Here is a 26,126-nt window from a genome sequence, read left to right as displayed (position 1 = left end):
TTTTACTTTTTATCTATGATTGCACATGTTCGTCTCGTAAGTTCTTCAATGCTCACCTGATAAAATCCTGAAACTCCTGTTCTAAGTATACCAGTCACATTATTCTTCCAAGATTCTGGAATGTTCTTTGCTCCAATCATTATTCCCATAATCGAACCAACCGTAGCCCCATTACAATCAGTATCATAGCCACATTCCATTGCTATACCAAGCGCATTGGTAAAATCAGTTTCCCCGTATAGAATCGAAATAGCAACTACAGCTGCATTGGTAATAGTGAGACACCAATCATGGCTATCATCTTCATTGTATTTACTATGTAGTTTATTAATAGCTTTCTCTTTTGATACTCCATTACAATAATCTGATACTATTCCCAATACTACTTCATAAAGTCTCGATGTTGCAGGGATTTCGCCTAAACCCGTTTCAATTAATTTGACAACGTTGCTTTCAGCATATGCTGCCGCAAGCAAAGCTGCTACAAACATTTCTCCATATATTCCATTTTTTGCATGAGAGATTCTTGCATCTCTCCATGCCATATCAGCTGCCTTCTTCGGATCCCCTGGGCACACATAACCAAAGATATCTGCCCTGATCTGTGCACCTATCCATTCCCTATATGGATTCTTCCACCAGCCACTTTTAGAGGTAGGCACCAGATTGCCAATATTTCTATACGCTACTCTTTCAGCAGTAGAAACATGACCCATTGCAAGACTTGTAAGCCACATCCATGCAATTTGATCACTCGTAAAATCTTTTCCATAAATTTCAAGAGTTTTCAAGCCTATGACTGTATAATTTGTATCATCATCCTCTGGCATATCTACAATGTTATTAATCCAGTGAGTGACAGTATCACAAAATGCATTTTCTCCATTATTACTTACATTATATTTATGAATTATTTCTTCTGAAACATCAGATGACAAAAACCTCTCAACTGGATAATTATCGGTATCTTTAAGGAACCCTTCAATTCTTTTTCTTTTCCAACCTTCAATAGGTTGGCCCAGCAAACATCCAATACAACGTCCAAGCCATGCACCCCAAACTCTGTCTTCTATTGTCGCTTGATCTACAGTAAAGTTCCTTCTAAGTTCCGTATTTCTCAATTCCTCTATTTTTTCTATTTCATTTGGTTCCTGATATGGGAACTCTCTTTTAATTGGTTCTTTTTCAATTCTATCCAGTATTTCCCAGGCTTTTCTTTCTTTTTCTTCAAATGACATATCACCTGATGTCTGAATAATTTCTTCTATCTCTTTTCTATATAATTCAACATTTTTTCCTTCTTCCTCTGCCTGCTTCAATTCGATAGGAAGATATTCAAAGTATGTCATCCACAATGTATTCTCAATCATTTATTTACCTCCTTAAAAAAGCATAATCTTTTTCCTTCAGAACTCATTCCAACTATCCTATTTCCTACATAGTCTACCAATAACTCATTATTTCTAAATGAGTATTTTTTACGTTGCTTCAAATACTTAACCGGCAACCTCAACATACCCTTTTGATAAATTCCATATAGATATAACCATTGTCCTTCTATATAAAATAATATTGACTGTCGGTTTAGTTCCTTTATTAATGCATTCCAATCTACATCTTTTGGCATCAGGCATCTGACTACTCGATCTTCTTTGAGTAAAATTTTCATTTCTCCACATGAATATGGCGTTCTATAGCAAATTTTCTCATCTTCATAATCAAACTGCAAATTAACGCTGATAATTCCATTCACATTTGTCACAATATGATTATATGCCCAACAGAGGCTGCTAACCCCTCCACCAACGATATCCCAATTGAAGGATATCTCGCTTCCAGGCTCATATTCATGACCGTATGGACATGGGAAGCCAAACGCTCCTTTCATCCTAGTTGCCATTTTGGAAATGGAATCATCTTCAGATTCTTCATCTGAAATAAAACTGACATCCAAAAGTTGCGATGGCAGAAGATGGCATCTTATCATCTTATCAGCTCTATCGTAATACTCTTCATAACCTGCTTTGCCCAAGCACAAACATGCTTCCAGGTAATCACCTGTGTTATTAATTTCCCCCACCCAATTATCTACCCTTTTGTCATTTTCTAAACACCATCCAAAATCGGTAGCAACCTGGTAGTATCCATTTTCCATAAATTTTTTTACCCGGCATAAAATTTCTTGATTCTGAATCAAACTGCCTAACATAGCAATTCCTGAAATCATAGAACTTGTTGAATGAAGATGCTCTGCAAATCTTTCTCTGTCAAATTCTCCATCATCAAGCAAAACATTTTTTAATGCTGTATCCGTAAGCCTGATAGCCTGGTCCAACGCCTTATCATACGGATATACCATATACAGTCTGACTAATCCCCCAATATACCTTCCAAGCGTAGAAGAAAACCTATATACTTCCCGTTCACTGCTAGCCCCACATTCAACTTTTCCTCCGCATTCACGTTCATACAGGTCTGTCTTCCAATTTCCCGTTTCAAAATCTGTATATCGATCGACCATATCGATCAAATGTTCTGCGCCTTTTTTAGCCTTCTGATCATTTGGATTTTTCTTTAACAATGCTACAAAGGCATACATTGCCTCCCTAAGATTATGCAGATCACATACCTTTTCCCACTCAAATGTATTTACATTTAAATTAGCCATCATTCCAGTATCATTATTAAAAATTTCATATGCCCAAAATGCCAATTGATCATATATTTCCTGTGGTACGACTTCTCCTGTGATCGCTTCTGCATTAACTAAAGCATCAAGCCATCGCCCCATGGAATGAACACAGCTATAACTTTTATGATGACTATTTCCATATTTGGGACCAGAAATATAATTCCAAAAATAGGGAAGATTGTTATGTTTTTTATCATACCACTCCAGCATTGGATTCATTCCCTCACGAATAGCCATTACCAAATCCAAATCATTGATTTTTACATACTTTGGAAATTCTACCATAATCTTTTATCCCTTCACGCTTCCTGTTGTCATTCCTTCTACAAATGAATCCTGCATCAAAAAGTATATTATAATGATTGGAAGTATTGAAATAATAGCTGCTGCGTAAATATAACCATAATCTGCTCCGTTTTTTCCTACAAAGTTAAAGAAGCGCAAAGATACCGTTCGCATTTCTTCTTTTTGTAAAAAGGTATTGGAAAAAAGAAACTCGTTCCACGTATTCACAAATACGATTAACATAACACTTGTCATGATAGGTTTCGCAAGAGGAACAACAATATGCCACAAATTTTGCATTTCTGATGCTCCGTCAATGCGGGCCGCTTCATCCAGTTCTTTTGACATTCCCTCAAAAAATGCAGACATAAAGGTGAAGTTAAATGGAATATTGATCCCTATATATATTAAAATCATTCCAATATGGGTGTTAATCAGATTAATTTTATAAAAGAAAAAAAACAGTGGTACAATTACAGCAAACGTTGGAATCGCAAGTCCCGCAACAAAATATGACTTAAAAAATTCCTTAAAAAAACAATCTGTCTTATACAATCCATAAACGGCCAGGCCAACAAGCAACACCACACTGAACGCAGTTCCAAAACCTATAATCAGACTGCTTGCATAAGCATATGCATATCCCCCTCTAGTCCAAGCAACAGCATAGTTTTCAAAATGAAATTTTGTTGGAAACCCCAGCATAAGCTTTGATATTTCGTCGTTTCCTCTAAACGAATTCACAACCACCACAACAATCGGCATAATCTGAATCAAGGATATTAACGCTGCGAAAAAAACCTTCATATAAAGAGTCATTTTTTTGCGTTTCTGCATTGTCATTTCTATTCACGCCCCCTTTTTTGAATGAATTTTAAAACGAAATATACACTCAGTGCCAATATACAAACCGATAAACTCATCGCTGCACCATAACCCGCATCATAATTAATAAAAGTGGTTTTATATATTCTAGTAGCAAACACCTCTGTTGAACCGGCTGGTCCCCCCTGCGTCATAATCCACACATAATCAAAGGTAGTAAATGCTGCAATAATAACAAACACAAAATACGATATTATTGTAGGCTTAATCTGCGGGATTGTAACGTGTATCAAAGTTTGCCATGCATTTGCGCCCTCTGTTTTAGCTACTTCATATAACGAAGTATCCACCTGATGTAACGCAGACAACATTAAAACAAGAACAAACCCCCACCAGTGCCAGTTATCAACAAATGCCGCTGCATAAAGTGCCTGTTTTTCATTTCCAAGTGGTGCAAATCCTGCCAATGCTTTTATTCCCAATTTTTCAAATATTGATCCTAAACCAGAATATGGGCTATAGAATATGGAAAAAATTTTTCCAGACACTGTTGCGCTTATAACATATGGAAGAAAGCAGAGTGTCCTAAAAATCATTTGCACTTTTCCTATCTTGGTAAATACTAAGGCCATTCCCAGTCCAAGGATAAAAGGAACGATCAGGAAAATTGCCATCCAAATCAAATTATTTTTCATTGCAAATAAGAAATCATAATCTTTAAGCATTCTCTTGAAATTATCAAGACCAATGAACACTGGTTCTGATAATCCATTCCATTTTGTGAATGCATAATAAATCATGGATAATGCCGGAATTACAATTACAATCACATGTATTAAAAAAGCTGGCAGAATAAAAAATGTACCTTTTAACTTTTTCCTCGTATTGTATGACATTTTATTCCTCCCTTATAAAAGAACTAAGACTTCACACATACTATAAGCGTTTAATGTTTTATAACAGTGTGAAGCCTTAGAAAGAACCTACTTACACAGTTCTTTTTGATTTACTTAACCTGCAAACACATAACCATCTGCGAAATCTTCAGCGATTGTTTCGTTTGCCTTATCAATAAAGGTATCTAAATCCATTTTGTCATAAAATACCTTATCCAGATTATCATCAAGGAAGGTTGTTGTTTTGGCAGGGAAAAATCCCCATGGCGCATATCCAACTGTTTCAAGATTCATATTTTCATTTTGTGCATCAAGTGCTTTTCTTATATTTTCATCCATATCTTCCGGATAAGCAGCAGAATCAATTGGCACTGCCGGTGTTGAAAATCCTTCTGCAACAGCCTGAGCCATTAATTCTTCATTGCTATAAAAATCCATCATCATTTCCATGCACAAATCAGAAACCTGTGAATTTGCATTAATACCAATCGCTTCACCAAGAGTAATTGCTGATCCAGCCGGTGTACCGTCTTTCATAGATGGCCATGCACACTGTCCCCATTCAAAATCCCATGTCTTAGCCGCACCATCTGCCAGAATCAGCCATGGTCCTTCATAGTTAAATACCGCCTTCTGATTTGCAAATAATATTCTGGCCTCATCATTTGTTATAGCTCCACTCTTTTTGTCATTGATATACCCTGCATCCCAGTCGGCTTTCAATAACTCAAATGCACCTTTAATATCCGGATCATCAAATGTAATTTCACCCTTTAAGAGCTGAGCTGTCTTCTCTCCGCCTGCATAGCACGTAAGATAATGTTCATATGGCCAGGTCAGCAAAAGATTTGCCCCGGAATATCCAAACGAAACAGGAATCAAACCAGCTTCCAGAGCCGCATTACATACATCCACAAATTCCTCTCTGTTGGTAGGAACATCTTTTCCTAATTGATCCAAAAGATTCTTATTGTATGTCATTGCAGTCGCTTCGACAGATGCTGGTAACGCATACATTTCATCTTCGTAAAGACAAGAACGAATCGCCCAGTCATACATGCTGTCATCTAAATTATATTCTTTCCTATAATTCTCAAGACTAAGAATACGATTAGTAGAAGCATAATCCGGAATATCAACACTATCCATATAGAACATGTCAGGGCCTGCTCCTGCTGCAACCTGAACTCGAACTGTATTCTGAAGATCCGGCAGACACTGAAAATCAATTGTTACTTCAGGATGTTTTTCTTCAAACGGCTCAAAAATGTATTTTTCCCATATTTCCTGCTGACTTTCCATAATATTAGTCCAGGCTATGGTGATTGTTTTGGCCTCTCCTTCATTTGCCATCACATTCATTGGTAATAATATCGCTGTCAAAGACATAGTTGTGAAACATACCGTTGTTTTTAATAAGTTCTTCATGTTACGCCTCCCAATAATAATTTTTGTTTTTCTCTCTACTAGAGCGTGTCTGAAAAACATTTTAAATTGTTTATTTTAACCAAATTAATATTGAGGCGATACAAATAAATCCCAAGTAGGTTGCAGCTAATTTGTCATAACGTGTAGCGATTCGTCGGAATGCTTTTAATTTCAGAAAATACTTTTCTACTAAATGGCGTTCTTTGTATAACCACCAATCACAATGACGTTCAAATTTAGCTCCCTTTCGGGATGGAATGGTTGGCTCTCCACCGCGTGCGTACACATAATCAAGCAATTTATTACTGTCATATCCTCGGTCAGCTAACACATTGCTTCCGTTTATTTCAATTTGATCGAGCAAAGGGATTGCATAATTGATATCATTACGCTGTCCCTCACTGATCATTAAATAAACTGGATATCCATAGGCATCTACTACCGCATGGATTTTGGTGCTTGGCTCCTCCACGACTATGCCCGATTTCATTTGAAGGCCCCCTTTTTTGCACCGGCACTATCTTTGGTGCGCCTGGATAATAGAAGCATCAATGGATAATTCTTCCAATTCTGCTTCAAGACTTAAAATACGGAAAATATTATCAAGGATACCATCATCGATCCATTTTCGGAATCGGCTATAGACAGTTTTCCATGAACCATAACGTTCAGGAAGATCGCGCCAAGGTGCCCCACTACGTGCAAGCCATACAATTCCATTCATAATGATACGATTGTCTTTCCTTGGACGTCCTTGTTTTCCAGTATTTTCAGGAGGTAATAAAGGTTCAATGCGAAGCCATTCTTCATCAGTCAACTCATATCGTCTCAACATAGTGAACACCCCTTTTTCTTTATTTTATCATGAAAAAGGGAAATAAAACATGCGTTTTGTGCAATTTTTATTTTTCAGACACGCTCTAGTTCACGTTCACTTTTTCTTACATTTTATGTTTGTATCTTCTTAATACCTCCTGCTGTTCTTTTTTCTGATAGGTACATTATACTTTGCCCAACTATAAATTAAAATCCAATATCTTACTCATATAATTTATAAAATCTTACGATATAGATTAAATCGTATTATTTTATACATTTTGATTGTTTTTCTTGTGTATTCCATTTTATTTTTGTGCATATTTTCGTTGTTTTTTATTTATATCATTGACGCATACGGTATTTTATACTATAATCGTAACAATTGAATGATTTTAGAAAACCCACATACATTTAAGTCAAAGCGGATATTCACAATCCGCTTCGCTACTTATAGGATGAGGCATGACAACAGGAGGCGACATATGAAGCTTAATAAATCACAATGGCAACTTGATTTCAAAAGTTCAATCATCATTCCCTGCATAATAGCAATCACATTAATCACTATCCTTCTATTTATATTTCCCTCAATAAGGTATTCTGCTTTATTTTCAGCACAAGCCGAAAATTATAGCCAGAACATTATACGTCAAACAAATCTTGGTATATCCCAATCGTTGCATCAATTCGAAACAAAAGTAAAAAACCTAATAGATGATCCTGAAATTCGTAATTTTATTATCTCAAATGAGAGTACTGATGATTTCCAATACTCTTTTCAAAATATTATCGAAAGTTATTTTCAGGTAAATAGTCTTGATGCATACTATCTGGAAGGCCTAGACTTATATTTGCTTCATAAAAAAGGCAGTCTTCATTATGGTTATAAAAACACATCACTAAGCGACATTCAAACCAGTCCTTATTATAGAAATGCTCTGATTTATCCAACTAATCTAAACTGGCTCCCATACAACCAAAAGGAAGAATGTTTAGAACTTTCAATGTGCATATATAATTATACTGACTATTCCTTAGAAGGAATTGTTGTAATCCGATTGTCTCAGTCTTTCTTATTAGACAAGTTTCAAAATCTTAACATTATTAATGCAGATTGCATGTATATTCTTAATGAAAACAGGCAAATCATCTGTTCTACGGATATTAGTCTATTGGGCAATGTATTCGATGGCTTTGAGCTATCAACCAATGCCTGTGGATCATATTCAAGCGCTGGTAAGTTATATAGTTATGCTGATATGCGCAGTGCTGTACCTGCAATTTCCTATGATAAATGGGTTACCGTTATACAAATTGATCATAATAAATTACTATCTGGTTTTCGCCAAATTTCAACCAGATTCTATATCCTTGCTCTTCTTTTGATTCTGTTTTCTTTTATATCCATATATATGTTTTCCAGAATCATTACTGCTCCGCTTTATGATCTTACTAAAGCATTAAAAGAGATAGCCCACGAAAATTTTAAGTTCGTTCTTCCAGAAACATCATTTATGAAAGAATATTCACTAATAAATCATGGCTTTAATAAAATGAGCAAAAAGCTTGATATGCTGATTAATACAGTCTATAAAGTTCAGCTTGCACAAAAAGAAGCACAGCTAAAAAATCTTCAATCACAAATGAATCCTCATTTTCTTTTTAACACCCTTCAACTAATCAGTTGGAAGGCATACGAATATGAGGCTTATCCAGTTTGTGATATGATTTCCAGCTTAAGTTATATGCTGCAAACAGATTTATATTCTAATGAAAATAAAGTCTATACTCTTCGTGATGAAATGGAATATATTAAACAATATACGTTAATTATTCGTTGCAAGTATAATAACAAAATAGCCATACACACTTCTATTCCAGAGCATCTTCTTGACTGTATTATACCAAAACTGATCATTCAACCTTTTTTAGAAAACTCAATTAACCATGGATTAGCTCCAAAGCCAACACCCGGTGTAGTATCTATTTCGGTTGAACAATGCGATCAGGATTTACTTTGTATCATTGAAGATGACGGAGTTGGTATAGACAATAAAGTACTACAAAATATACGTTCTTTAGATTCACCAGCTACATCTATTGATAATCCAAATAAAAACGGGCACCATATTGCCTTATCTAACATAAAAACCAGGTTAGAGCTTCTATATGGGAAAAATTATGGTTTTACAATAACTAGTCAGCTTTCTTTCGGAACACGTGTTGAATTACGAATTCCATATCAGACATCAATAGCTTCTAAGGAGAATACTAATGATTAAGGTATTAATTGCAGAAGACGAAGAAGGGATCTTATACAGTATCTCAAATGCTTTTTCATGGGAAAATATGGGTTGTGAAATTATTGGATTAGCACAAAATGGTATTCAAGCTCTAGAGTATAGTCTATCTACTCCTCCAGACATAGTAATATCAGATATCGTCATGCCCGGAATTGATGGCATCACTTTTCTTCGTTATTTGAAAGAAAAATATCCGAATACTCAATTTATTATCCTTACCGGTCATAGAAATTTTGAGTATGCTTGTGATGCATTAAATCTTGGAGCAGCCGTTTTTTTGCTTAAACCTGTAAATTATAAAGAATTGGAAAATCATCTCGAAAAAATAATAAATACAATACTCGCCTCACAAGAGCAACAGCAAATTGAAAATCAGCAAGACTATATTCTGAGCAATTTATTGAGTGGTCACGTCTATAGTAGTATAGATTTTTCACCTAGAATCTTACAACTGCTTGATTCTCTCAAGCAATTCCGAGTGTGCGCTTTTCAATTTGATGACAATCAAGAGCATGATATTTTCCGGATCCACAATCTCGCAAAATTTTGTGAATCTATTATTCAGTTTAATCATTATATCTCAGTAAAAGCCAGCGGACTACATTATGTCCTGATTATTGTAGGCAGAATGAGCACACAAACTCAAGAATTACAATCATTAATGAAACAACTGCAAGATAGAATTTATCAATTTTTTCATACAACAGTATCTGTTGGTATTAGTAACCTACACTCAAATTATGAGGCATTGCATACTGCATATACCGAAAGTCTACGTGCTCTCGGAAAACAATTCTTCACAGGGAATCAATGTATCCATTTTTTTCTAGATCAAAATAGTGAAGACGAGTTAGGTTATACCGACTACCATACTTTATATCTTTATCAAAAAAAAATAGAAACATCTATAGCAACTTATCAAGGAGTGTATTTACATCAGCAGGCTTCTTCATTATTTTATGAATGGGTATCTGTATTTAATAAAAATGTATCCTTAATAAAAAGTTCTTTCATTGTATTATCTGTTCTATCTATTAATAGCATTATCGGATCTGATAAACAACAGACTGCTCTGCTTTTTGAAAAATATGCCAATTTTCAAAAAGTCATCCGATGTGATACACTTGAAATGTTAAAAGATATATTTGTAAATATGATAATTGACCTTAGCGATTTTCGCTCAATCAAAACCAGTACAAAGCAAGACATTGTAAATAAAATTACCGACTATATTTCGAATCATTACATGGAACAATTGTCGCTATCTACTGTAGCAAAATCTGTTTTCCTCTCTCCTTCATACTTAAGCTCCTTAATAACTGGCGAGACCGGGAAAAATTTTACAGATATTGTCAATGAAATACGAATTTCGAAATCTATTGAGCTACTCAAAAATCCGAAAATGCGAATTGCTGATATCGCCTATTCTGTTGGTTTTAACGAGCCTCAGTACTTTAGTAGTATTTTTAAGAAATGTACAAACCTCACGCCTAGAGATTATCGTGATTTTTATTTATCAAGTGTTACTGAAAGAAAATAAGATACTGTTTGTTTGCGCCCGTCAACGATCATAAATGCGTTTTAAAACGGCCGCTATGCAAAAGCATAACGGCCGACTCTTTCAAGAGTTCACCGTCCATGACATAGCCCTTGATGATGCACTCCTAGTGTTTTGAGATGATCGCTACCTGCACTTCAACTGCATTTTCTACCGCTGAAGCTGCTCCATACAAAACTACTCCTTCCCTATGAATATTGGCATAAAATGGATAATTCACAATCCATTTGTTAAAATGCGCTTCGCTTTTTGCAATCGGCTTAATATCCAGATCATGATCCATATTAAAATCATACGTCATATAAGAAAGCTGCTGTCCATATGCCTTTAATTCCAAATCAGATAAATCAAGCAGAATCATGATATCCACATCTAAATCCGAGCGAAAATCCCCTCTTGCATAAGAACCGTACAAGATAATTTGACGTACATGAGATCCATAAATCTTTTTAACAGCCTCTATGTACTGTTCAATTAAATCCTGCATCACCTTTGGCATACAGCATCCCCCATTCTCTGCTAATCACATGAAGAGCCACCTGTTTCTTTACTTATTACTTAAATGAAAAACTAAATTCCAGCTGTGGATTATCTCAGTAACTATGCGGGATTAAATTCTGTAATGCACCTTAACAATTCTATTTTTTTGTCTTATAATAAACCTGTAAGCACTCATGATTTATGTTTTTATGCATACTAACCGGGCATCTGAAAATAGTGTGCGAGACTAAATTCCACATGCCTTATGTGCAAGACTAAATTCTGGTGCAGTGAAATCTGCCTGTGCTTTACTATTTTATTTTATAAGTTTTGGACTAAGCATAACATCATCAGGTGCGATTGCCTTTAATCCTAATGCTTTGTGCAGTTTGTTGTCCAAGAGTAAAAGAGAGAGTTCATATGGGCTATGTCCATTAAGACTGTCTCTTTTTTCGTTGTTTATGTGATTCATCATAAGTCTGACTTTCTCGTCATTTAAATCAGCGAATGAACTCCCTTTCGGACGGATGTAGCGGATATACTCGTGGTTCTTTTCGCAGGCACCTTTTTGCCAAAAGCTGTATGGATCACAGTAAAAGACCGTCGTGCTTTTACTTCCGTCACAGAATTTCTCCATCTCTTCACGAGCTGAGAATTCTGAACCTCCATCCGTGAGGATCACCGGAAAAAGCTTTTTGAATGCATCCTGTCCTAACACTGTTTCAAGCCATACAAAGACCTCTAACACGCATTCCTGGTCTTGATATTCCAACAGGAACATAAGCATAAGATTGCAGTTGCGGAATGTAAAGGTCAAGAGGGCGCAGCTTTCGCCTTTCATTCCTTCCACGCAGTCCATTTCCACAACATTTATATCTGGATGATCTTTCATATAATTCTGGAAATTTTCGTAGTTATGACCTTGACGATAAGAACGATCTTTTGCACTGGTCTGTGTAGGTTTCTTGCGTTTCTTATAACGTACAGAACGTCTTAAGTCACCATTGCGGACATCGAATACACAATCATTGATGTAGGAGTAAAGTGTTCTTCTGGAGCAACCCAATTCTTCTGCATGAGTAGCATAAATATGACCGATGGACTGATGCTTCTCCTTGATCAATGGAACCAATAAATCATTCATGGATTGAATGCTTTCCGGAGTCTGGTTAATGCCGACTCTGCAATCGACTAGCACGCTACGGTACTCATCATGGGCATATTTGGATGAATAAAACTTTCTGGACATAAGACAATGGGTCTTTTTACCACAGCCATTACATACGTAGGGAGGTTTATTCAGTTTCTCACATTCAGCTGTCTCATATGCGGGACATATATCAGTGCAGCGAAAGGATGGTTTTCTGCAAAGCTTACAATGAATGCCACACATCTTATCACACAAGCATGTCACCTTACAGTTCTTGCGATGAATACATGGCGGGTGAGTGTAACCTGAATCCGGACGTTCTTTTGTATGTGCGTGGAGACGTACTTCCTTTGATATGGTAGATGGATTTTTACCAATAATCCGTCCAATTTCAGTGAAGCTTTTATTCTCAGTAAGACCTTTCTCGATATCAACACGCTGTTCAAATGTTAAATGTTTCTGATTGCCTTTATTTTTCATAATTATCTCCAATCTGCACAGGCAGGCAATCAGCTGCAAGTACATTATACGGAGTAATGATTATCAAAGACAATATGGCAAATATGTGTGCAAAAGTAACTTCGACCTATATGGAATTTACTCTTGCATTTGGCCCAAAACCGGAATTTAGTTTTTCATTTAAGTATTCTTTTCTCCATGGCTATATTTTAGCACATATAGCACTAGAAGTAAACATGTGTTCTTTTTTTGAGTAAAAAATTTGCTCGTCTAACTCATCGGTTAAATGTATTTTTTAATTCTACCTTGCAAGAGTAAATTCTATACCTGTAGAAATTACTTCTGCATGGATTTTTCCTTCTTCTTTTTATAAAATACTACTGCAGATGATCCCCTGCCTGTGCAGAAGGAGGATAAAATGAATACAGGAAGACCAAAAGGCAACCAAAAACATCTTGACTTATCTGCACGTATTATAATCGAACAGCATTTAAATAACGGTGATTCATTTAGAAGTATTGCAATAGAATTAAGCAAGGATCCAAGTACCATATCCAAAGAAATCAGACGTCATTCCATTATCAGGGAAAGAAGCGCAGATGCATTTGCCCCTATTCCCTGTGCAAACAATTATGATAGTTCAAAGCCGCGGACAAATATATGCAATGTCATGCATATGTGCGGTGATAATGAATGTCGGCGCAAATGTGTCCTCTGCAGAAAATTCAGATGCAGCGATGTCTGTAAATTTTATAAACCAAGAGAATGTGAAAAATTAAATAAACCTCCTTATGTGTGCAATGGATGCAGCAAGAGAACGAATTGCATGATGGACAAAAAGATCTATTCTTCAAAATACGCTCAGGACTCCTATGAAGCCCTTAGGACTACCAGCAGAGAAGGGATCAACCAGACACCGGAAAGTATACAGAAACTGGACAACCTGTTGTCACCGCTTCTCAAAAAAGGACAGTCCATTGCCCACATCTACGCATCTCATGCTGATGAGATCGCCTGTTCCAGAAGAACCATATACTCTTATATAGACCGTGGCATTTTTCAAGCCAGAAACATAGATCTGCGCCGTAAAGTGGTATACAAGCAGAGAAAAAGAAAAACCACTACCAGCCTTAAAGACAGAAGTTTTCGAAAAGACCGGGGCTATAAAGAATTCCTGGAATATATCGCAGCGAACAAATCTGTTTATGTAGTCGAAATGGATACTGTTGAAGGAGCAAAAGGTACCAGTCCCTGCTTTCTGACTATGTTCTTTCGAAACTGTAGCCTTATGCTTATGTTTCTTTTAGAAGAACAGACCCAGAAAGAAGTAACTAGGATTTTTGATCATTTAACAGAGTTACTTGGAATTGAACTGTTTCAGAAACTTTTCGAAGTAATACTTACAGACAACGGGCATGAATTTCAGGACCGGCAGAGTCTGGAATATAGCAAAAATGATGAAGTACGCACACGCATTTATTATTGTGATCCCAACCGTTCTGATCAAAAAGGTGCTCTTGAAAAGAATCATGAATATATAAGGTATGTCCTGCCAAAAGGAACAAGCTTTGAAAAAATGACAGACAAAACAACGCTGCTGTTATTAAATCATATCAATAGCGAAAAACGGGACAGCCTCAATGGACACAGTCCATATGAAGTATCCCGTCTCCTGCTGGATAACAGACTTCATAAAGCATTAGGATTAGCAGAGATACCAGCCGATGAAGTCACATTGATACCAGCATTAATAAAATAATAATAACAATACAGGCACAGGCAAGTTTCATTGCATAGAATTTAGTCTTTCCAACAGACATGTGGAATTTAGTCCTGCACACTATTTCCAGATGTCCTTTTATCATGCAAAAAACTATGCTGTTTATGCCGTATAAAAGCATTATATACTAAAAAAATCAAGTTGTATATCTCCGAAAATAGAATTAAATCCCGCATAAAATCAAGGTATATTAGAATGTAGAATTTACTTTTTCATTCAAGCCGTCTAACTCATCTAACTCATCACTACTAAAGTAACGAGAATGCGACGCGCAATTATTCAATATGTGGCAAAAAATGTGGCAGGATTTCTGGCCATAATTTACCAGATTTCAGACTCTACTGCTGCTCTTTCAATAGAAAGACCTTTCATATAGCTGTCCATAAATGCATTGAATCCAGCCACACCTTCCGGTTTTGGATCCAGTGTGCTGCTTTCCTGATCTGCAAATACTTTGTTATCAAGGAAGCTTTCCAGAGTCTCACCTTCTTCTTTATTTACCAGATAAGAAGCAAGAAGTGCGATTCCCCAGGCTCCGCCCTCACCTGCAGTAGCCATTACAGATACCGGTGCATTGACAGCATCTGCCAGAATCTGCTGTCCTACGCCTTTTGTCTTGAATAATCCTCCATGACCAAGAAGACGGTCTACTTTTACATTTTCTTTCTCAAACAGAAGGTTCAGACCTACTCTCATGGCTCCAAGGCATGTATACAGATTGGTTCTCATAAAGTTTGCAAGATTGAATTTGCTCTCAGGAGAACGTACAAATAACGGGCGTCCTTCTTCAAAGCCTGTCATATGCTCACCTGAGAAATAACAGTAGGACAAAAGTCCGCCACAGTCCGGATCTCCTTCAAGTGCTTTATTATAAAGGGTTCCGAACAGTTTGTTCATATCCACTTCCATACCCATAGCTTCTGCAAACTCTTTAAATATATTTACCCATGCATTCAGGTCAGAGGTACAGTTGTTGGAATGAGCCATAGCTACCAGATGTCCGGACGGAGTGGTAACCATATCAATTTCTTTATAAGGTCTGGAAAGCTCTTTTTCCAGAACGATCATGGCAAATACAGAAGTTCCTGCGGAAACATTACCTGTACGTACTGCTACACTGTTTGTGGCAACCATGCCTGTTCCTGCATCACCTTCCGGAGGGCACATCGGGATTCCGGCTTTCAGTTTTCCTGTTACGTCGAGAAGTTTCGCACCTTCTTCTGTAAGAACACCGGCATCTTCACCTGCAACAAGGGCTTTCGGCATAATATCGCGAAGTTTCCATGAGAATCCATAAGGAGCAACCAGTTCATCGAATTTATCAACCATCTCCTGGTTGTAATCTGCCTTTGTGGTATCAATCGGGAACATACCTGCTGCGTCACCGATACCGAGAACTCTCTTTCCTGTCAGTTTCCAGTGGACATAAGCCTCCAGAGTTGTGATATAGTCAATATCTTTTACATGTTCTTCACCGTTAAGGATCGCCTGATACAGATGAGCAATGCTCCATCTCTGCGGAATGTTGTAGTTGAACAGTTCCATCAGTTTCTCGCTGGCTTCTCCTGTAATGTTGTTTCTCCATGTACGGAATGGTACAAGAAGTTCTCCTTCTTTGTTAAATGGCATATATCCATGCATCATGGCGCTGACGCCAAATGCACCTACGGATTCCAGTTCTATGTCATATTTTGCTTTTACATCCTTTGCCATATCCTGATAGCAGTCCTGGATACCTGTCCAGATATCATCCAGACTGTATGTCCAGACACCGTTTTCATAACGGTTTTCCCATTCATGTGCACCGGATGCGATTGGCTGATTTTTGTCATCTACAAGTACTGCTTTAATTCTGGTAGAACCAAACTCAATACCAAGTGCTGTTTTATTTGCAATTATCGCTGCTTTTGCTTCTGCTGTTCCCATTTTTATGTACCTCCCTGTTTCTCTGTTATTTATGATTACAGATCATTCGACAATCTATAATCATATATTGTTTGTACACCAATATTATTGCATTTCTTTTATTGTTTTACCATGGAAATTTTACGGTTTTAACATACTTTTTATTACTTTAAACTTCTCAGGGCTGCCATTCCAGGCAGTTAATTTCAGCCTGATATGACAGCCTCTGTATTAATTACAAAAATTATTATTTTCTGAATGCAAGTTCATTCCATCTCAGTTCATTCTTGAAATCACGAATATTTGTATCTTTATCAATGTAAACAGCTTCAATACCCATAGCTGCTGCCCAGTCACCCATCTGCTCTGCTGTCAGGTCATAGGAGAATGCTGTATGGTGGGCTCCGCCTGCAAGGATCCATGCTTCTGCACCTGTCTTAAGATTTGGCTGTGGTGTCCAGAATGCACTTCCTACAGGAAGCTTCGGCATCGGTTTCTCAACCTTCTTGCATTCCACATCGTTGATGATCAGACGGAAACGGTCTCCAAGATCGATCAGGGATGTTGCAATACCCGGGCCTGTCTTGCTTGTGAATACAAGTCTTGCAGGATCTTCTCTGTCACCCATGGAAAGCGGGCATACTTTAATGCCGATCTTACCATCTGCGACAGACGGGCATACCTCAAGCATATGAGACTGAAGGATTCCTTCTTTTCCAGGTACAAAGTTATATGTATAGTCTTCCATCATGGAAGTTCCTTTTGCATCTTTTACACCAGCTGTCATGATCTTCATCAGACGAACCATTGCAGCTGTCTTCCAGTCGCCTTCTGCACCGAATCCATAGCCTTTTTCCATAAGTCTCTGGATTGCAAGTCCGGGAAGCTGTTTAAGAGCACCCAGATCTCCAAAGTGTGTAACGATTGCCTGATAATTTTTCTCTTCCAGGAATTTCTCAAATCCGATCTCAATCTGAGCCTGAACTGCTACATGACGTTTAAATTCTTCCGGATCTCTTCCCTCAAGAAGAATATCATATTTGCTGTAGTATTCATCTACCAGCGCATCTACATCACCTTTAGCTACATCTTTTACATAATCAGCAATCTCATTTACAGGATAAGCATCAACTTCCCATCCGAATTTGATCTGTGCTTCTACTTTATCACCTTCTGTAACAGCTACGTTTCTCATGTTATCTGCTACACGACATACGCGGATATGGCTGCTCTCCATGATACCAACTGCTGTACGCATCCAGGAAGCAAGTCTTTCCTGAACATCTTTATCTGCCCAGTGTCCGACAATAACTTTTCTTTCGATTCCCATTCTTGTAACAATATGACCATATTCACGACCGCCATGAGCAGACTGGTTTTCATTCATAAAATCCATATCAATGGTATCATAAGGAATCTCCTCATTAAACTGTGTATGAAGATGGCAAAGCGGTTTTCTGTATTCTTTCAGACCAAGGATCCATGATTTTGCCGGTGAGAAAGTATGCATCCATGTGATAACACCTGCACAGTCCTCATCTGCATTTGCCTCATTAAATGTTTTACGGATCAGTTCGTTTGTGATCAGTGTTGGTTTCCATACTAATTCAAATGGAAGAACACCGCTCTTGTTTAATTCCTCAACAATGATTCTGGAATGCTCAGCAACTTTTCTTAAGCACTCATCTCCGTAAAGATCCTGTGAACCTGTACAAAACCAGAACTTATAGTTTCTTCCTGTTTTCATGATAAAATTCCTCCTGGATTTATTTTTTATTTATTTCATTTGTTTACAATATTTTTCTGCATGATCCCCGTATGATCAGTTCCGGATAAATCAGTCTTTCAACCTTACTTTCTTCTTCAGGAACTCCGTTGATCTTCTCAAGTATAAGCTCTGCTGCCATTTCTCCCAGCTTTTCCTGCGGATGAGCTATCGTTGTGATTCCGCTTCCTCGCTGAGCATACAGTGAATTGTCATAACCGGTAATGGAAATATCATCCGGTATCCTGACTCCCATTTTCTCCAGTTCTTCCATAACCTGAACAGCAATCTGATCATTGTAACAGACGATTCCATCCGGAAGCTGTCCGCTCTGTACCATTTCTTTTGCCATCAGTGCAGGTTTTACTTTCCTGTCCTCTGTATGAAACCAGACAACATCATCAGGATCATAGGCAATCCCTGACTCCTGTAAAGCCTTCACATATCCCTTGTGGCGCTCCAGTCCCTGCATATCGTCTGCCTTAAAGAAACCCTTGATCTTTTTATGTCCCAGTTCCAGCAGATATTTTGTTACAAGATAGCCTCCCTGTGCATCATCCATAAGAATATGAGGTTTATCTCTCATTTCTGAATAGATTCCCTGAATAAACACATACGGAATTTCAAATTTATCCAGATTCTGATAAAGATTTCTGTGTTTACAGATCATCTCACTTTTGCTTGGTTCAATGATCAGTCCATCAATGTCTTTCTTCAGAAGTTCCTCCAGACATCTGGCCTCTTTCTGTCTGCTGTTTGCTGTGTTTTTCAGGATAATACTGTAACCGCTTTCTGAAAGGACATTATCCATTCCCTGTATCAGTCTCGGAAAAATATAATCAGAAATATATGTGGTCACTACCGCAATATTCTTTGAATTCTTTATATGGCGCATATTCTCAGAGCAATAAGTACCTCTTCCGTGAAATGCCTCTACATATCCGTCCTGCTCCAGGATTCCCAGTGCTTTACGAACTGTATGTCTACTCAGGGAATATTTCTGTGAAAGCTCGTTTTCTGAAGGAAGCTTCTCTCCCGGTCGGATAGCTCCTGACATAATATCACTTCTGAGCTGTTCCATCAGTGAGAAATATTTCGGCTTTCCATTATCTGTCATGTCTTCTTCCCTCCTGTATTTAGGATACAACTTGTACGCACGTACGAACAAGTTGTTTTTTATGCATAAATTATACAAAATATTGAGAGATTTTTCATTAGTTTTTTCCAAAACACCTCGAGGGATAGTGATATGTGAACAGTAACAGTTCATCCTTTACGAAAGTTACCAATATCCGATTGATTTCAACATCACTTCGGCTCAGCTTTTTCTATACCATAACATTCATGGCAAATCCCATGTACCGCCATACGTATTTCTTTATCCAGACGTGAATTACAGGTGATCAGAGTCACCATTCTCTCCCTTTCATCAGGCTCTACTCCTGTGTCATACATGGAATTATTTTTCAATATAGATAATTGTCTCCTGTATGCAGGACTGGATAACTTGTATCCATATTCAAATGCCGGGCTTTTGGAAGATGCCTGTTCCACAGAAAAAATTTTGTACAGAAACTTTCTTTTTGGTGTTGTGATCTCAATTTCAGGACATTTTTTCAGAAATTCAGGCCGTTCATAACGGTTCAGATTTGCAAACATCATATTACCTTCTATATTATGCCCGTAAAGAATACTGTGGGAATCTGTAAAATTCTTTTTTATGTCATGTTCCAGAAAAATACATCCAAACAGATCTTCCTCTCCTCTGAAATTATGTTTCAGGTAATATTCATCATCTGCCGCCTGAACTACAGGATAAGAAATATCGGCTCCCGGGACAGTAATCCAGGCAACTGTCTGAGAGTTGATCTTTCTTAAATTTTCCCAGGAAATCCCGAAGGATTCCCTGATTTCATCTGTACAGTTTTTGTTTTTTGATTCAGAAGATCTTCTCTGTTTTTTCCTGCGTTTTTTTTCACTGTTTTTTGTACTGCTGTCTTCATCAGTTTTTTTGCCATCTGCCAATAATCCGGCACCTTCTCTGTTCTTCACCCCTGCTATTTGGGAAAGCTCTGCATATTCCTGCCTTGCTGCAAGATTCTGTTCATAACTTTTTATATAGAAGCCGGCACAATATATAAGAAGCCCAATTGCTGCTATGATCATACTTACTGCAAATGTTCTGAGTTTTTTCATTTCCGCGGCATACCCTTTATATTTCTTTTCCCGGAAACAGTTCTTCTGTAGATCACCACACCTCCTGTCAGCAGTCCCATTCCGATAAGTCCAAGAACAGCCATCATTTTAAACGGTCTGACATCTCCTGTTTTAGAACTTCCTGCCATGGAACCACCCTGATAGCTTCCATATCCACCGGAATATCCACCCGAATTTGCGTAACTGCTGCCTCCGCTTCCGGAAGTCGTTCCTCCATTATTTCCACCATTGTAAGATGCCAACGGTGCTTTCGTCGGTACAGGAGTCATTTTCGGGCAGGTTCCCGGTACAGATGGTGTTGGTGTGGCTTTTGGCTGCTCTGTCGGTTTCGGTACTTCTGTAGGTTTTGGTGTCTCTGTCGGCTTTGGTGTTTCTGTTGGTTTCGGTGTTACAGACGGTGTTGGTGTGGCAGTCGGTTCTGCTTTTGCTTTCACATATGCCTCCTGCTGTGCAGTAATTTCCGGTGAAATATCACCTCTTGCTTTCGCTGTGTTTACAATTTTTTCAGGCTCTGTGCTTTCTGTTTTAAATACCATTTCATAGCAGACTTCAATTTTATCCATATCTGACAACGATGCTCCTGTCTGAATTACAAATCCTGTATCATCTGCCTCTATTTTGGCATCTTTCAGTTCTATACCGTTTTTCTTCACAAAAATGCTGTCTTTTACAATGGAAGCCCCTTGGGTTTCCAGTTTATCTTCGATAACAATATTCTGATCTGTGACATCCTCACGCAGTTGTCTTACTGTCAGTTTATAATATCCTTTTTCACCGGACGCATACTCTTTCTTATCTGATTCCTTCACAATTTCCAGAATCGGACTGTGTACCTCTGTCTCTGCTTCCCCGGTTGCAGGTATCTTTTCACTGCTGTCTGCAACTGCAGTATTGTGCACTTTCTGTCCTGCCAGGGCTGCATCAATCACTGCTGCCTGATATTCCACGATCATACTTTTCTGTTCCTGACAGTCCAGAGGATTATACATTACCTGCTCAAAAAGACCGCCTTTATCATTATCGCAGATACTATATCTACTATCCCTGACCAGTGTCCTGCCTGTTGACATCAGGAAAGTATTATCATCATTGATCTGTACATCAGCATCTGCCACATTTCCTTTCTCATCCATCAGAATCACCGAATCCTTCAGAAGACGTACTCCCTGAGTATCGATCACATCCTGCAAAGTAACATTACGCGCCACACATCCGGTCTGCTCCTGTGTCAGGACAATGCGGTATGTAATAATATCACCATATTTGTAAAATGGTTTGTCCGTCGTCTTCTCTACTTTAAGAACAGGCGAGTTCACCCAGATTTTTGAGGAGTCCTTTACTTTCTGTGCATTATCTGCATACGCCTGTGCTGTATTTACAATCTCCATCCCATTTACGCTTTCCTGCGCAGTACAGCGGAAATTAACAGTCACAGGTGTCTGATACGGAAGATCTGAAATCGTCACGATCCATCCGGTTCCCTGACGTGTAACCTGACAGCTGACCGGTTTTTCCACTGTTTCTTTATAATTTTCCGGATTCAGCTGATTTCCTGCATCATCAGTTCCTGCCACCGGATTCTGAATAACAGCCGGAACACCGCTTACAGTAACAGCATCTTCAGCTCCGTCCAGAGCCAGCCCTTCAGGAAGGGAAAGATCACTGATCACAAGATTTCTTGCGATAGATCCCTTCTGAAGATTATTAACCGTAACCTGATAATTCACCTGTTCTCCTACCCGAAATTCATTTTCCGCACGTCCGTCCCCGGCTGCCAGATATGGATTCTGAAAACTTTTCTCAATAGAAAGAACTGCTGTATTTACATACACTTCTGCGTCATCCTGTGAAACAGGGGCATTCTGCGCCTGCACATTGGCAACATTAATGCTTTCCATTCCATTTGCCGCTTCCGTAACTGTGCAAAGGAAAGAAATCATAACCGGAGTATTTGCCGGAAGATCTGAAATGTTCAGTCTCCATCCGCTTCCCTCCTGAAGAAATTCATAATTCACCGGTTTCTCTGATGTCTCATTATAAAATTCCGGATTGAGCTGGTTCAAAACATCTTTGGTCCCTGCTGTCAGCTGCGTAATATTCTGTGGGATTCCGCTTACCGATACATCCTCTGCCGATGAAAGCGCAAGTCCTGCCGGCATACCGGTATCCCAGACAGTTACGTTCCGGGCCACTGTACCTGCTTTTTTATTCTCCACCACCACATTGTACTGTACCTGTTCTCCGACCTGCCATTCATAATGATCTGCAGATTTCTCAATCCAGAATTCTCCTGAATTTACATATACTTCTGCATCATCAGATCTCTCATCTGTATTAGCAGCTTTTACAGTTGCTGCATTTACGCTTTCGTGTCCATTTGCCTCTTCCTGTGCGATACAATGGAAAATAATCGTTACAGGCTGACTGTATGGTACATAAGAACAATAAAAAGAAAATCCGTTCTCATCTGCATTCAACTGAGAATCCACAGGTCTCGCTTCATATGCCTGTCCTGTTTTCTTATCCGGTACGGGATAGTTTACCTGTCGCTGAACTCCCAGTACTTCCATGCTCTGTGCACCACCTGCCAGAACCAGTCCCTGCGGCAGACCAATATCAGTAATAGTTACATCTTTTGCGATTGTTCCTGCCGTTACATTATTCACTACGATCCGGTAAGCTACCTGCTCTCCTGCCTGCCATTCATATTTGTCTGCTGTTTTATCAATTTCAAGCTGTGGACTGTTCGGCCATACTTCTGCCATATCCTTTCTGGATTCCTGTTCTCCTGTCTCAGGATTGATCAGATTATCCGCTGTTGCAGTCACAATATTTTCCCATTCCTGTCCATTGGACTCCGCAGATGCCTGACATTTAAAACGGATTGTGATCGTCTCCCCATACTTCAGGGACGGACACTCTGCTTTCCATCCATTTTCTCCCTGTCCGGTAAGCGTACAGTTCTCACCTCCCTGACTTGTCTCTACAGCATACTGCCCTTCCAGAAGCTGCAGACATGATGGAAGCTCGTCTGTAATAACAACATTTACTGCTTTTACATCCTGTTTTGTCTGAGAAACCAGAATCTCATAATCTATGATATCTCCCGTTTTCCATTCATACTGAGAAGTATTTTTCTTTACTTCCAGTTCCGGTGGAATCACACCCTTTACCCACACTGTTTCCGTATCCATTGTATCTCCGCTTCCGTTTGTACGTTCATAACTCATGGATGCATGGTTTGGTACAAGAATACTGTATCCATCCTCTGCAAGGTATTTTGAAATATTAATTTCTGATTCCGGTCTCTGGCGTACTTTTAAAGTAAATGTGTAAGTCTGATTATCTGTAAATGCTTCATCCTGAAGGCTCTCTGCTTTGGCCCTGCAGGTCACTTTCTGTCCTTCAACAGCAACATCAAACCAGTCTGTCACTGTCTGCCCTGCATCATTCACAATACTGACTTTTGATGCATCCTCTATAGTAAGACAATCCTCAAGTATATCCTGTACCACAAAGGATTTCAGTCTATTGGGTGTCACCTCTGCCCGGATCATATACTGAAATTCCTGTCCCTGACGAATGCCAAAAGGTTTTTCTTTTGATGCAGCAGCTGCCTGTTCCCATGTACAGTTTGCCTCTCCCACACGTTTCTCAGGTGCTTTTTTCATCTCAACATCGCCGAAACAATAGGATGTAAAATCAAAATATGCATATGCTTTACAGTATTTCTGTCCTTTAAAGTTCGGACAATAACTGTTGCCTGATGGATCCAGATATTTATTTCTTGTAATCTCTGCCCATCTTTCCTGAGAACCGGCTTTTGCAATGGCATCTTCACGACTTTTATCCCATTTATCCAGTCTGAACTGATGACAGAATTCTACCGTAAAATTATCTGTATTATAAAAAAGATTCAGCCATCCTCTCGGATCATCCGGCTCAACGGAACCAAGGGGTGAGCTTACAGAATTTCCATCTACCGTCAGATAATCATTGTTTTTCAGAACATATGCATTATCCAGACTGCTGTCTGACGGAATACGGACTCCCTGTCCCGCATCAATATCACGTATGGTTCCATGGCCACTGATCGGCAGTGTTTCTTCTGTTCCATGCTTCAGAAACTGAAACTTAACCTTTGCGTATCCTACAGAATAAATAAATACACCGATACTGTTTTTGGAAAAGCCAACCATTGGATAAGCTTCATTATCTTTCCATGCAAACGTAGCTCCGCCTTTATTCTGAACAATCGATTCTGCAGTGCGCAGATCATAACGGGGTTCTGCATTCTCTACTCCCACAAGAATGAGTCTGACATCAACAATATTTCCATTTCCATCTTTTCCTACATTGTTATAACGCATCCCTGCGCTTCCGGCTTTATAGTCCGCTCCTACACGAACGCACTCTGTGTCACGTTCGCTTTTTCCATTGTCTGAAAAAGCTTCCCTGTCCAGATTATCACACCCAAAAGATTCATATGTGGTAATTCCGGGCTGAAACTTCATGTTAAAGCGATAACCATACTCTACCACCTTGTCACTGTCCCATGTTTCTACAGTTAACGGTGCCGCCTGAGTTACGCAGACAGGCACAAGCCCCAGAATTGCCTGCAGAATAAAAAGCATTGCAAGCAGCAAAGCTCCAAGGCGTTCTTTCAGTTTGAAATTGTGTTTCATTTTCCGTCTCCTTTCCGAACAAAAAATATAAAAATGAATGTGGGATTTTTCCCTGCACCTGGCAGGATTAAAGAATAGAAATAAGTTGAGATTGTATGATTATAAATATTCAAGGGGAATTAATATCGTGAAACAAGAACGTTTACACTTAAGATTTTTAAGATTCTGCGCAGGGTTTCTTTTCTGAAACCCTGCACAGATTTTCATTGATCATTTCTTTTCTTCAGCCATGAAAGAAAATAAAGAATAATTGCAAGAATAATAAAAAACGGAATCGCAACTCCGATTATCAGTATCAGTAAAACAATTATAACAGCCGCCGCTGCAATAACAACAGCCCTGCCATGCCAGGTAGAAAGATCGATTACTTTTTTCCATCTTTTCTCCTGCTGATGAGGAAGCTCTGTCTCATTGCCATAACTGCTTCCGTAAGAAGAATACTCTCCGTAATCTTCCTGTGTACTTCCATCATCTGTATCGATCAGAGTTTTTGCTATCAGATGCGGGTCTCCCAGTTCCTGCAGTACTTCCTGCTCTGAACGTCTGCCACGTACCTGAGACTGTATATAATCTTCATAATACCTGATATGTGCTGCTGCTTTGCCCTCCTGCATCTGACCGGCAAGCTGGCTTCTCAGGATTTCCAAAAATTCTTTTCTGTTCATCTTCTACACTCCATTTTGCCAGAAATACATGTCAAAACTCTACTGCTCGCTCCGTTATCAGTAACGTTCGTACTCTTATTTTACCATATATACCGCAGGTAGCAACTAATATAATCATAAACTTTTTATGAAATTCTTATAAACTCAATTACTGTTCACTCCGTTCTCAGTAACTGAGCCAAAATTCATTCCAGATTGCCTGCGGCAATGGAAT

The 26,126-nt window shown here is 38.6% G+C and carries 16 protein-coding genes and 1 pseudogene; 3 read left to right on the top strand and 14 right to left on the bottom strand.

From position 1 onward, the window contains the following. Positions 1 to 2: 2 nt before the first annotated feature. From NQ550_RS02160 to NQ550_RS02135, 6 genes and pseudogenes are all read right to left on the bottom strand, one after another. Entirely contained in the window at positions 3 to 1,370 is a 1,368-nt protein-coding gene (locus NQ550_RS02160) for an ADP-ribosylglycohydrolase family protein (RefSeq protein ID WP_008708168.1), read from the bottom strand. After that, a complete protein-coding gene (locus NQ550_RS02155; protein WP_008708166.1) occupies positions 1,367 to 2,977 on the bottom strand; it encodes a hypothetical protein in 1,611 nt (536 codons plus the stop codon). Before NQ550_RS02155 ends, NQ550_RS02160 begins: the two co-directional genes overlap by 4 nt. Positions 2,978 to 2,983: 6 nt before the next feature. Next, complete coding sequence (locus NQ550_RS02150; RefSeq protein WP_008708165.1) at positions 2,984 to 3,820, bottom strand: carbohydrate ABC transporter permease; 837 nt, start codon at positions 3,818 to 3,820, stop codon at positions 2,984 to 2,986. A 2-nt stretch (positions 3,821 to 3,822) separates the two neighbouring features. Next, positions 3,823 to 4,698, bottom strand: a complete 876-nt coding sequence (locus NQ550_RS02145) for a carbohydrate ABC transporter permease (RefSeq protein ID WP_008708164.1) — start codon at positions 4,696 to 4,698, stop codon at positions 3,823 to 3,825. Positions 4,699 to 4,812: 114 nt separating this feature from the next. Then, positions 4,813 to 6,126 (bottom strand): ABC transporter substrate-binding protein, encoded by a 1,314-nt coding sequence (locus tag NQ550_RS02140; RefSeq protein ID WP_025581075.1) that lies wholly within the window; start codon positions 6,124 to 6,126, stop codon positions 4,813 to 4,815. Between the two features lie 70 nt (positions 6,127 to 6,196). Next, positions 6,197 to 6,961 (bottom strand): annotated as a pseudogene (locus NQ550_RS02135) (IS5 family transposase). 466 nt (positions 6,962 to 7,427) lie between these two features. Between NQ550_RS02135 and NQ550_RS02130 the strand changes: the two are divergent. After that, positions 7,428 to 9,227, top strand: coding sequence for a sensor histidine kinase (locus NQ550_RS02130; RefSeq protein WP_025581263.1), 1,800 nt, complete (start codon positions 7,428 to 7,430; stop codon positions 9,225 to 9,227). Continuing rightward, a complete protein-coding gene (locus NQ550_RS02125; protein ID WP_025581265.1) occupies positions 9,220 to 10,788 on the top strand; it encodes a response regulator in 1,569 nt (522 codons plus the stop codon). The genes NQ550_RS02130 and NQ550_RS02125 overlap by 8 nt, the downstream gene beginning before the upstream one ends. 124 nt (positions 10,789 to 10,912) lie before the next feature. Here NQ550_RS02125 and NQ550_RS02120 read toward each other — a convergent pair whose 3' ends face one another. Then, positions 10,913 to 11,305, bottom strand: coding sequence for a nucleotidyltransferase domain-containing protein (locus tag NQ550_RS02120; RefSeq protein WP_020993518.1), 393 nt, complete (start codon positions 11,303 to 11,305; stop codon positions 10,913 to 10,915). 297 nt (positions 11,306 to 11,602) lie between these two features. After that, on the bottom strand, positions 11,603 to 12,916 hold the full coding sequence (locus NQ550_RS02115; RefSeq protein ID WP_259839104.1) for an IS30 family transposase: 1,314 nt from the start codon (positions 12,914 to 12,916) through the stop codon (positions 11,603 to 11,605). A gap of 397 nt (positions 12,917 to 13,313) precedes the next feature. Here NQ550_RS02115 and NQ550_RS02110 point away from each other — a divergent pair, with 397 nt between their 5' ends. Further along, positions 13,314 to 14,654 carry an IS30 family transposase gene (locus NQ550_RS02110; protein ID WP_008708155.1) on the top strand — a complete coding sequence of 447 codons (1,341 nt, stop codon included), beginning with the start codon at positions 13,314 to 13,316 and terminating at the stop codon, positions 14,652 to 14,654. A 342-nt stretch (positions 14,655 to 14,996) separates the two neighbouring features. Here the strand turns inward: NQ550_RS02110 and NQ550_RS02105 are convergent, their stop codons facing one another. The 6 genes from NQ550_RS02105 to NQ550_RS02080 form a co-directional block, all read right to left on the bottom strand. Continuing rightward, positions 14,997 to 16,601, bottom strand: a complete 1,605-nt coding sequence (locus NQ550_RS02105; RefSeq protein WP_025580864.1) for a xylulokinase — start codon at positions 16,599 to 16,601, stop codon at positions 14,997 to 14,999. 226 nt (positions 16,602 to 16,827) lie between these two features. Continuing rightward, entirely contained in the window at positions 16,828 to 18,327 is a 1,500-nt protein-coding gene (gene araA, locus NQ550_RS02100) for an L-arabinose isomerase (RefSeq protein WP_008708151.1), read from the bottom strand. A 43-nt stretch (positions 18,328 to 18,370) separates the two neighbouring features. Next, the gene (locus NQ550_RS02095) at positions 18,371 to 19,462 is read right to left on the bottom strand and encodes a GntR family transcriptional regulator (RefSeq protein ID WP_008708150.1); all 1,092 of its coding nucleotides are present in this window, start codon (positions 19,460 to 19,462) and stop codon (positions 18,371 to 18,373) included. Between the two features lie 191 nt (positions 19,463 to 19,653). After that, a complete protein-coding gene (gene srtB / locus NQ550_RS02090) occupies positions 19,654 to 20,541 on the bottom strand; it encodes a class B sortase (protein WP_025580861.1) in 888 nt (295 codons plus the stop codon). Next, positions 20,538 to 25,247: an isopeptide-forming domain-containing fimbrial protein gene (locus NQ550_RS02085; protein WP_020437298.1), complete on the bottom strand. Its 4,710-nt coding sequence runs from the start codon at positions 25,245 to 25,247 to the stop codon at positions 20,538 to 20,540. The genes srtB and NQ550_RS02085 overlap by 4 nt, the downstream gene beginning before the upstream one ends. A gap of 203 nt (positions 25,248 to 25,450) precedes the next feature. Then, the gene (locus tag NQ550_RS02080) at positions 25,451 to 25,912 is read right to left on the bottom strand and encodes a DUF1700 domain-containing protein (protein ID WP_025580859.1); all 462 of its coding nucleotides are present in this window, start codon (positions 25,910 to 25,912) and stop codon (positions 25,451 to 25,453) included. Positions 25,913 to 26,126 lie beyond the last annotated feature (214 nt).

Origin of the sequence: Blautia wexlerae DSM 19850, assembly GCF_025148125.1 — a bacterium.
GTDB classification, from domain to species: Bacteria; Bacillota; Clostridia; order Lachnospirales; family Lachnospiraceae; genus Blautia_A; species Blautia_A wexlerae.
Note: the sequence above shows the minus strand (reverse complement) of the source record. Positions and strands in the feature narration are given on the sequence as shown.

What these genes read in the sequence shown, in the direction of transcription:
- NQ550_RS02160 (WP_008708168.1), bottom strand. Translation starts at nt 1,370, where the DNA reads ATGATTGAGAATACATTGTGGATGACATACTTTGAATATCTTCCTATC.
- NQ550_RS02155 (WP_008708166.1), bottom strand. Translation starts at nt 2,977, where the DNA reads ATGGTAGAATTTCCAAAGTATGTAAAAATCAATGATTTGGATTTGGTA.
- NQ550_RS02150 (WP_008708165.1), bottom strand. Translation starts at nt 3,820, where the DNA reads ATGACAATGCAGAAACGCAAAAAAATGACTCTTTATATGAAGGTTTTT.
- NQ550_RS02145 (WP_008708164.1), bottom strand. Translation starts at nt 4,698, where the DNA reads ATGTCATACAATACGAGGAAAAAGTTAAAAGGTACATTTTTTATTCTG.
- NQ550_RS02140 (WP_025581075.1), bottom strand. Translation starts at nt 6,126, where the DNA reads ATGAAGAACTTATTAAAAACAACGGTATGTTTCACAACTATGTCTTTG.
- NQ550_RS02130 (WP_025581263.1), top strand. Translation starts at nt 7,428, where the DNA reads ATGAAGCTTAATAAATCACAATGGCAACTTGATTTCAAAAGTTCAATC.
- NQ550_RS02125 (WP_025581265.1), top strand. Translation starts at nt 9,220, where the DNA reads ATGATTAAGGTATTAATTGCAGAAGACGAAGAAGGGATCTTATACAGT.
- NQ550_RS02120 (WP_020993518.1), bottom strand. Translation starts at nt 11,305, where the DNA reads ATGCCAAAGGTGATGCAGGATTTAATTGAACAGTACATAGAGGCTGTT.
- NQ550_RS02115 (WP_259839104.1), bottom strand. Translation starts at nt 12,916, where the DNA reads ATGAAAAATAAAGGCAATCAGAAACATTTAACATTTGAACAGCGTGTT.
- NQ550_RS02110 (WP_008708155.1), top strand. Translation starts at nt 13,314, where the DNA reads ATGAATACAGGAAGACCAAAAGGCAACCAAAAACATCTTGACTTATCT.
- NQ550_RS02105 (WP_025580864.1), bottom strand. Translation starts at nt 16,601, where the DNA reads ATGGGAACAGCAGAAGCAAAAGCAGCGATAATTGCAAATAAAACAGCA.
- araA (WP_008708151.1), bottom strand. Translation starts at nt 18,327, where the DNA reads ATGAAAACAGGAAGAAACTATAAGTTCTGGTTTTGTACAGGTTCACAG.
- NQ550_RS02095 (WP_008708150.1), bottom strand. Translation starts at nt 19,462, where the DNA reads ATGACAGATAATGGAAAGCCGAAATATTTCTCACTGATGGAACAGCTC.
- srtB (WP_025580861.1), bottom strand. Translation starts at nt 20,541, where the DNA reads ATGAAAAAACTCAGAACATTTGCAGTAAGTATGATCATAGCAGCAATT.
- NQ550_RS02085 (WP_020437298.1), bottom strand. Translation starts at nt 25,247, where the DNA reads ATGAAACACAATTTCAAACTGAAAGAACGCCTTGGAGCTTTGCTGCTT.
- NQ550_RS02080 (WP_025580859.1), bottom strand. Translation starts at nt 25,912, where the DNA reads ATGAACAGAAAAGAATTTTTGGAAATCCTGAGAAGCCAGCTTGCCGGT.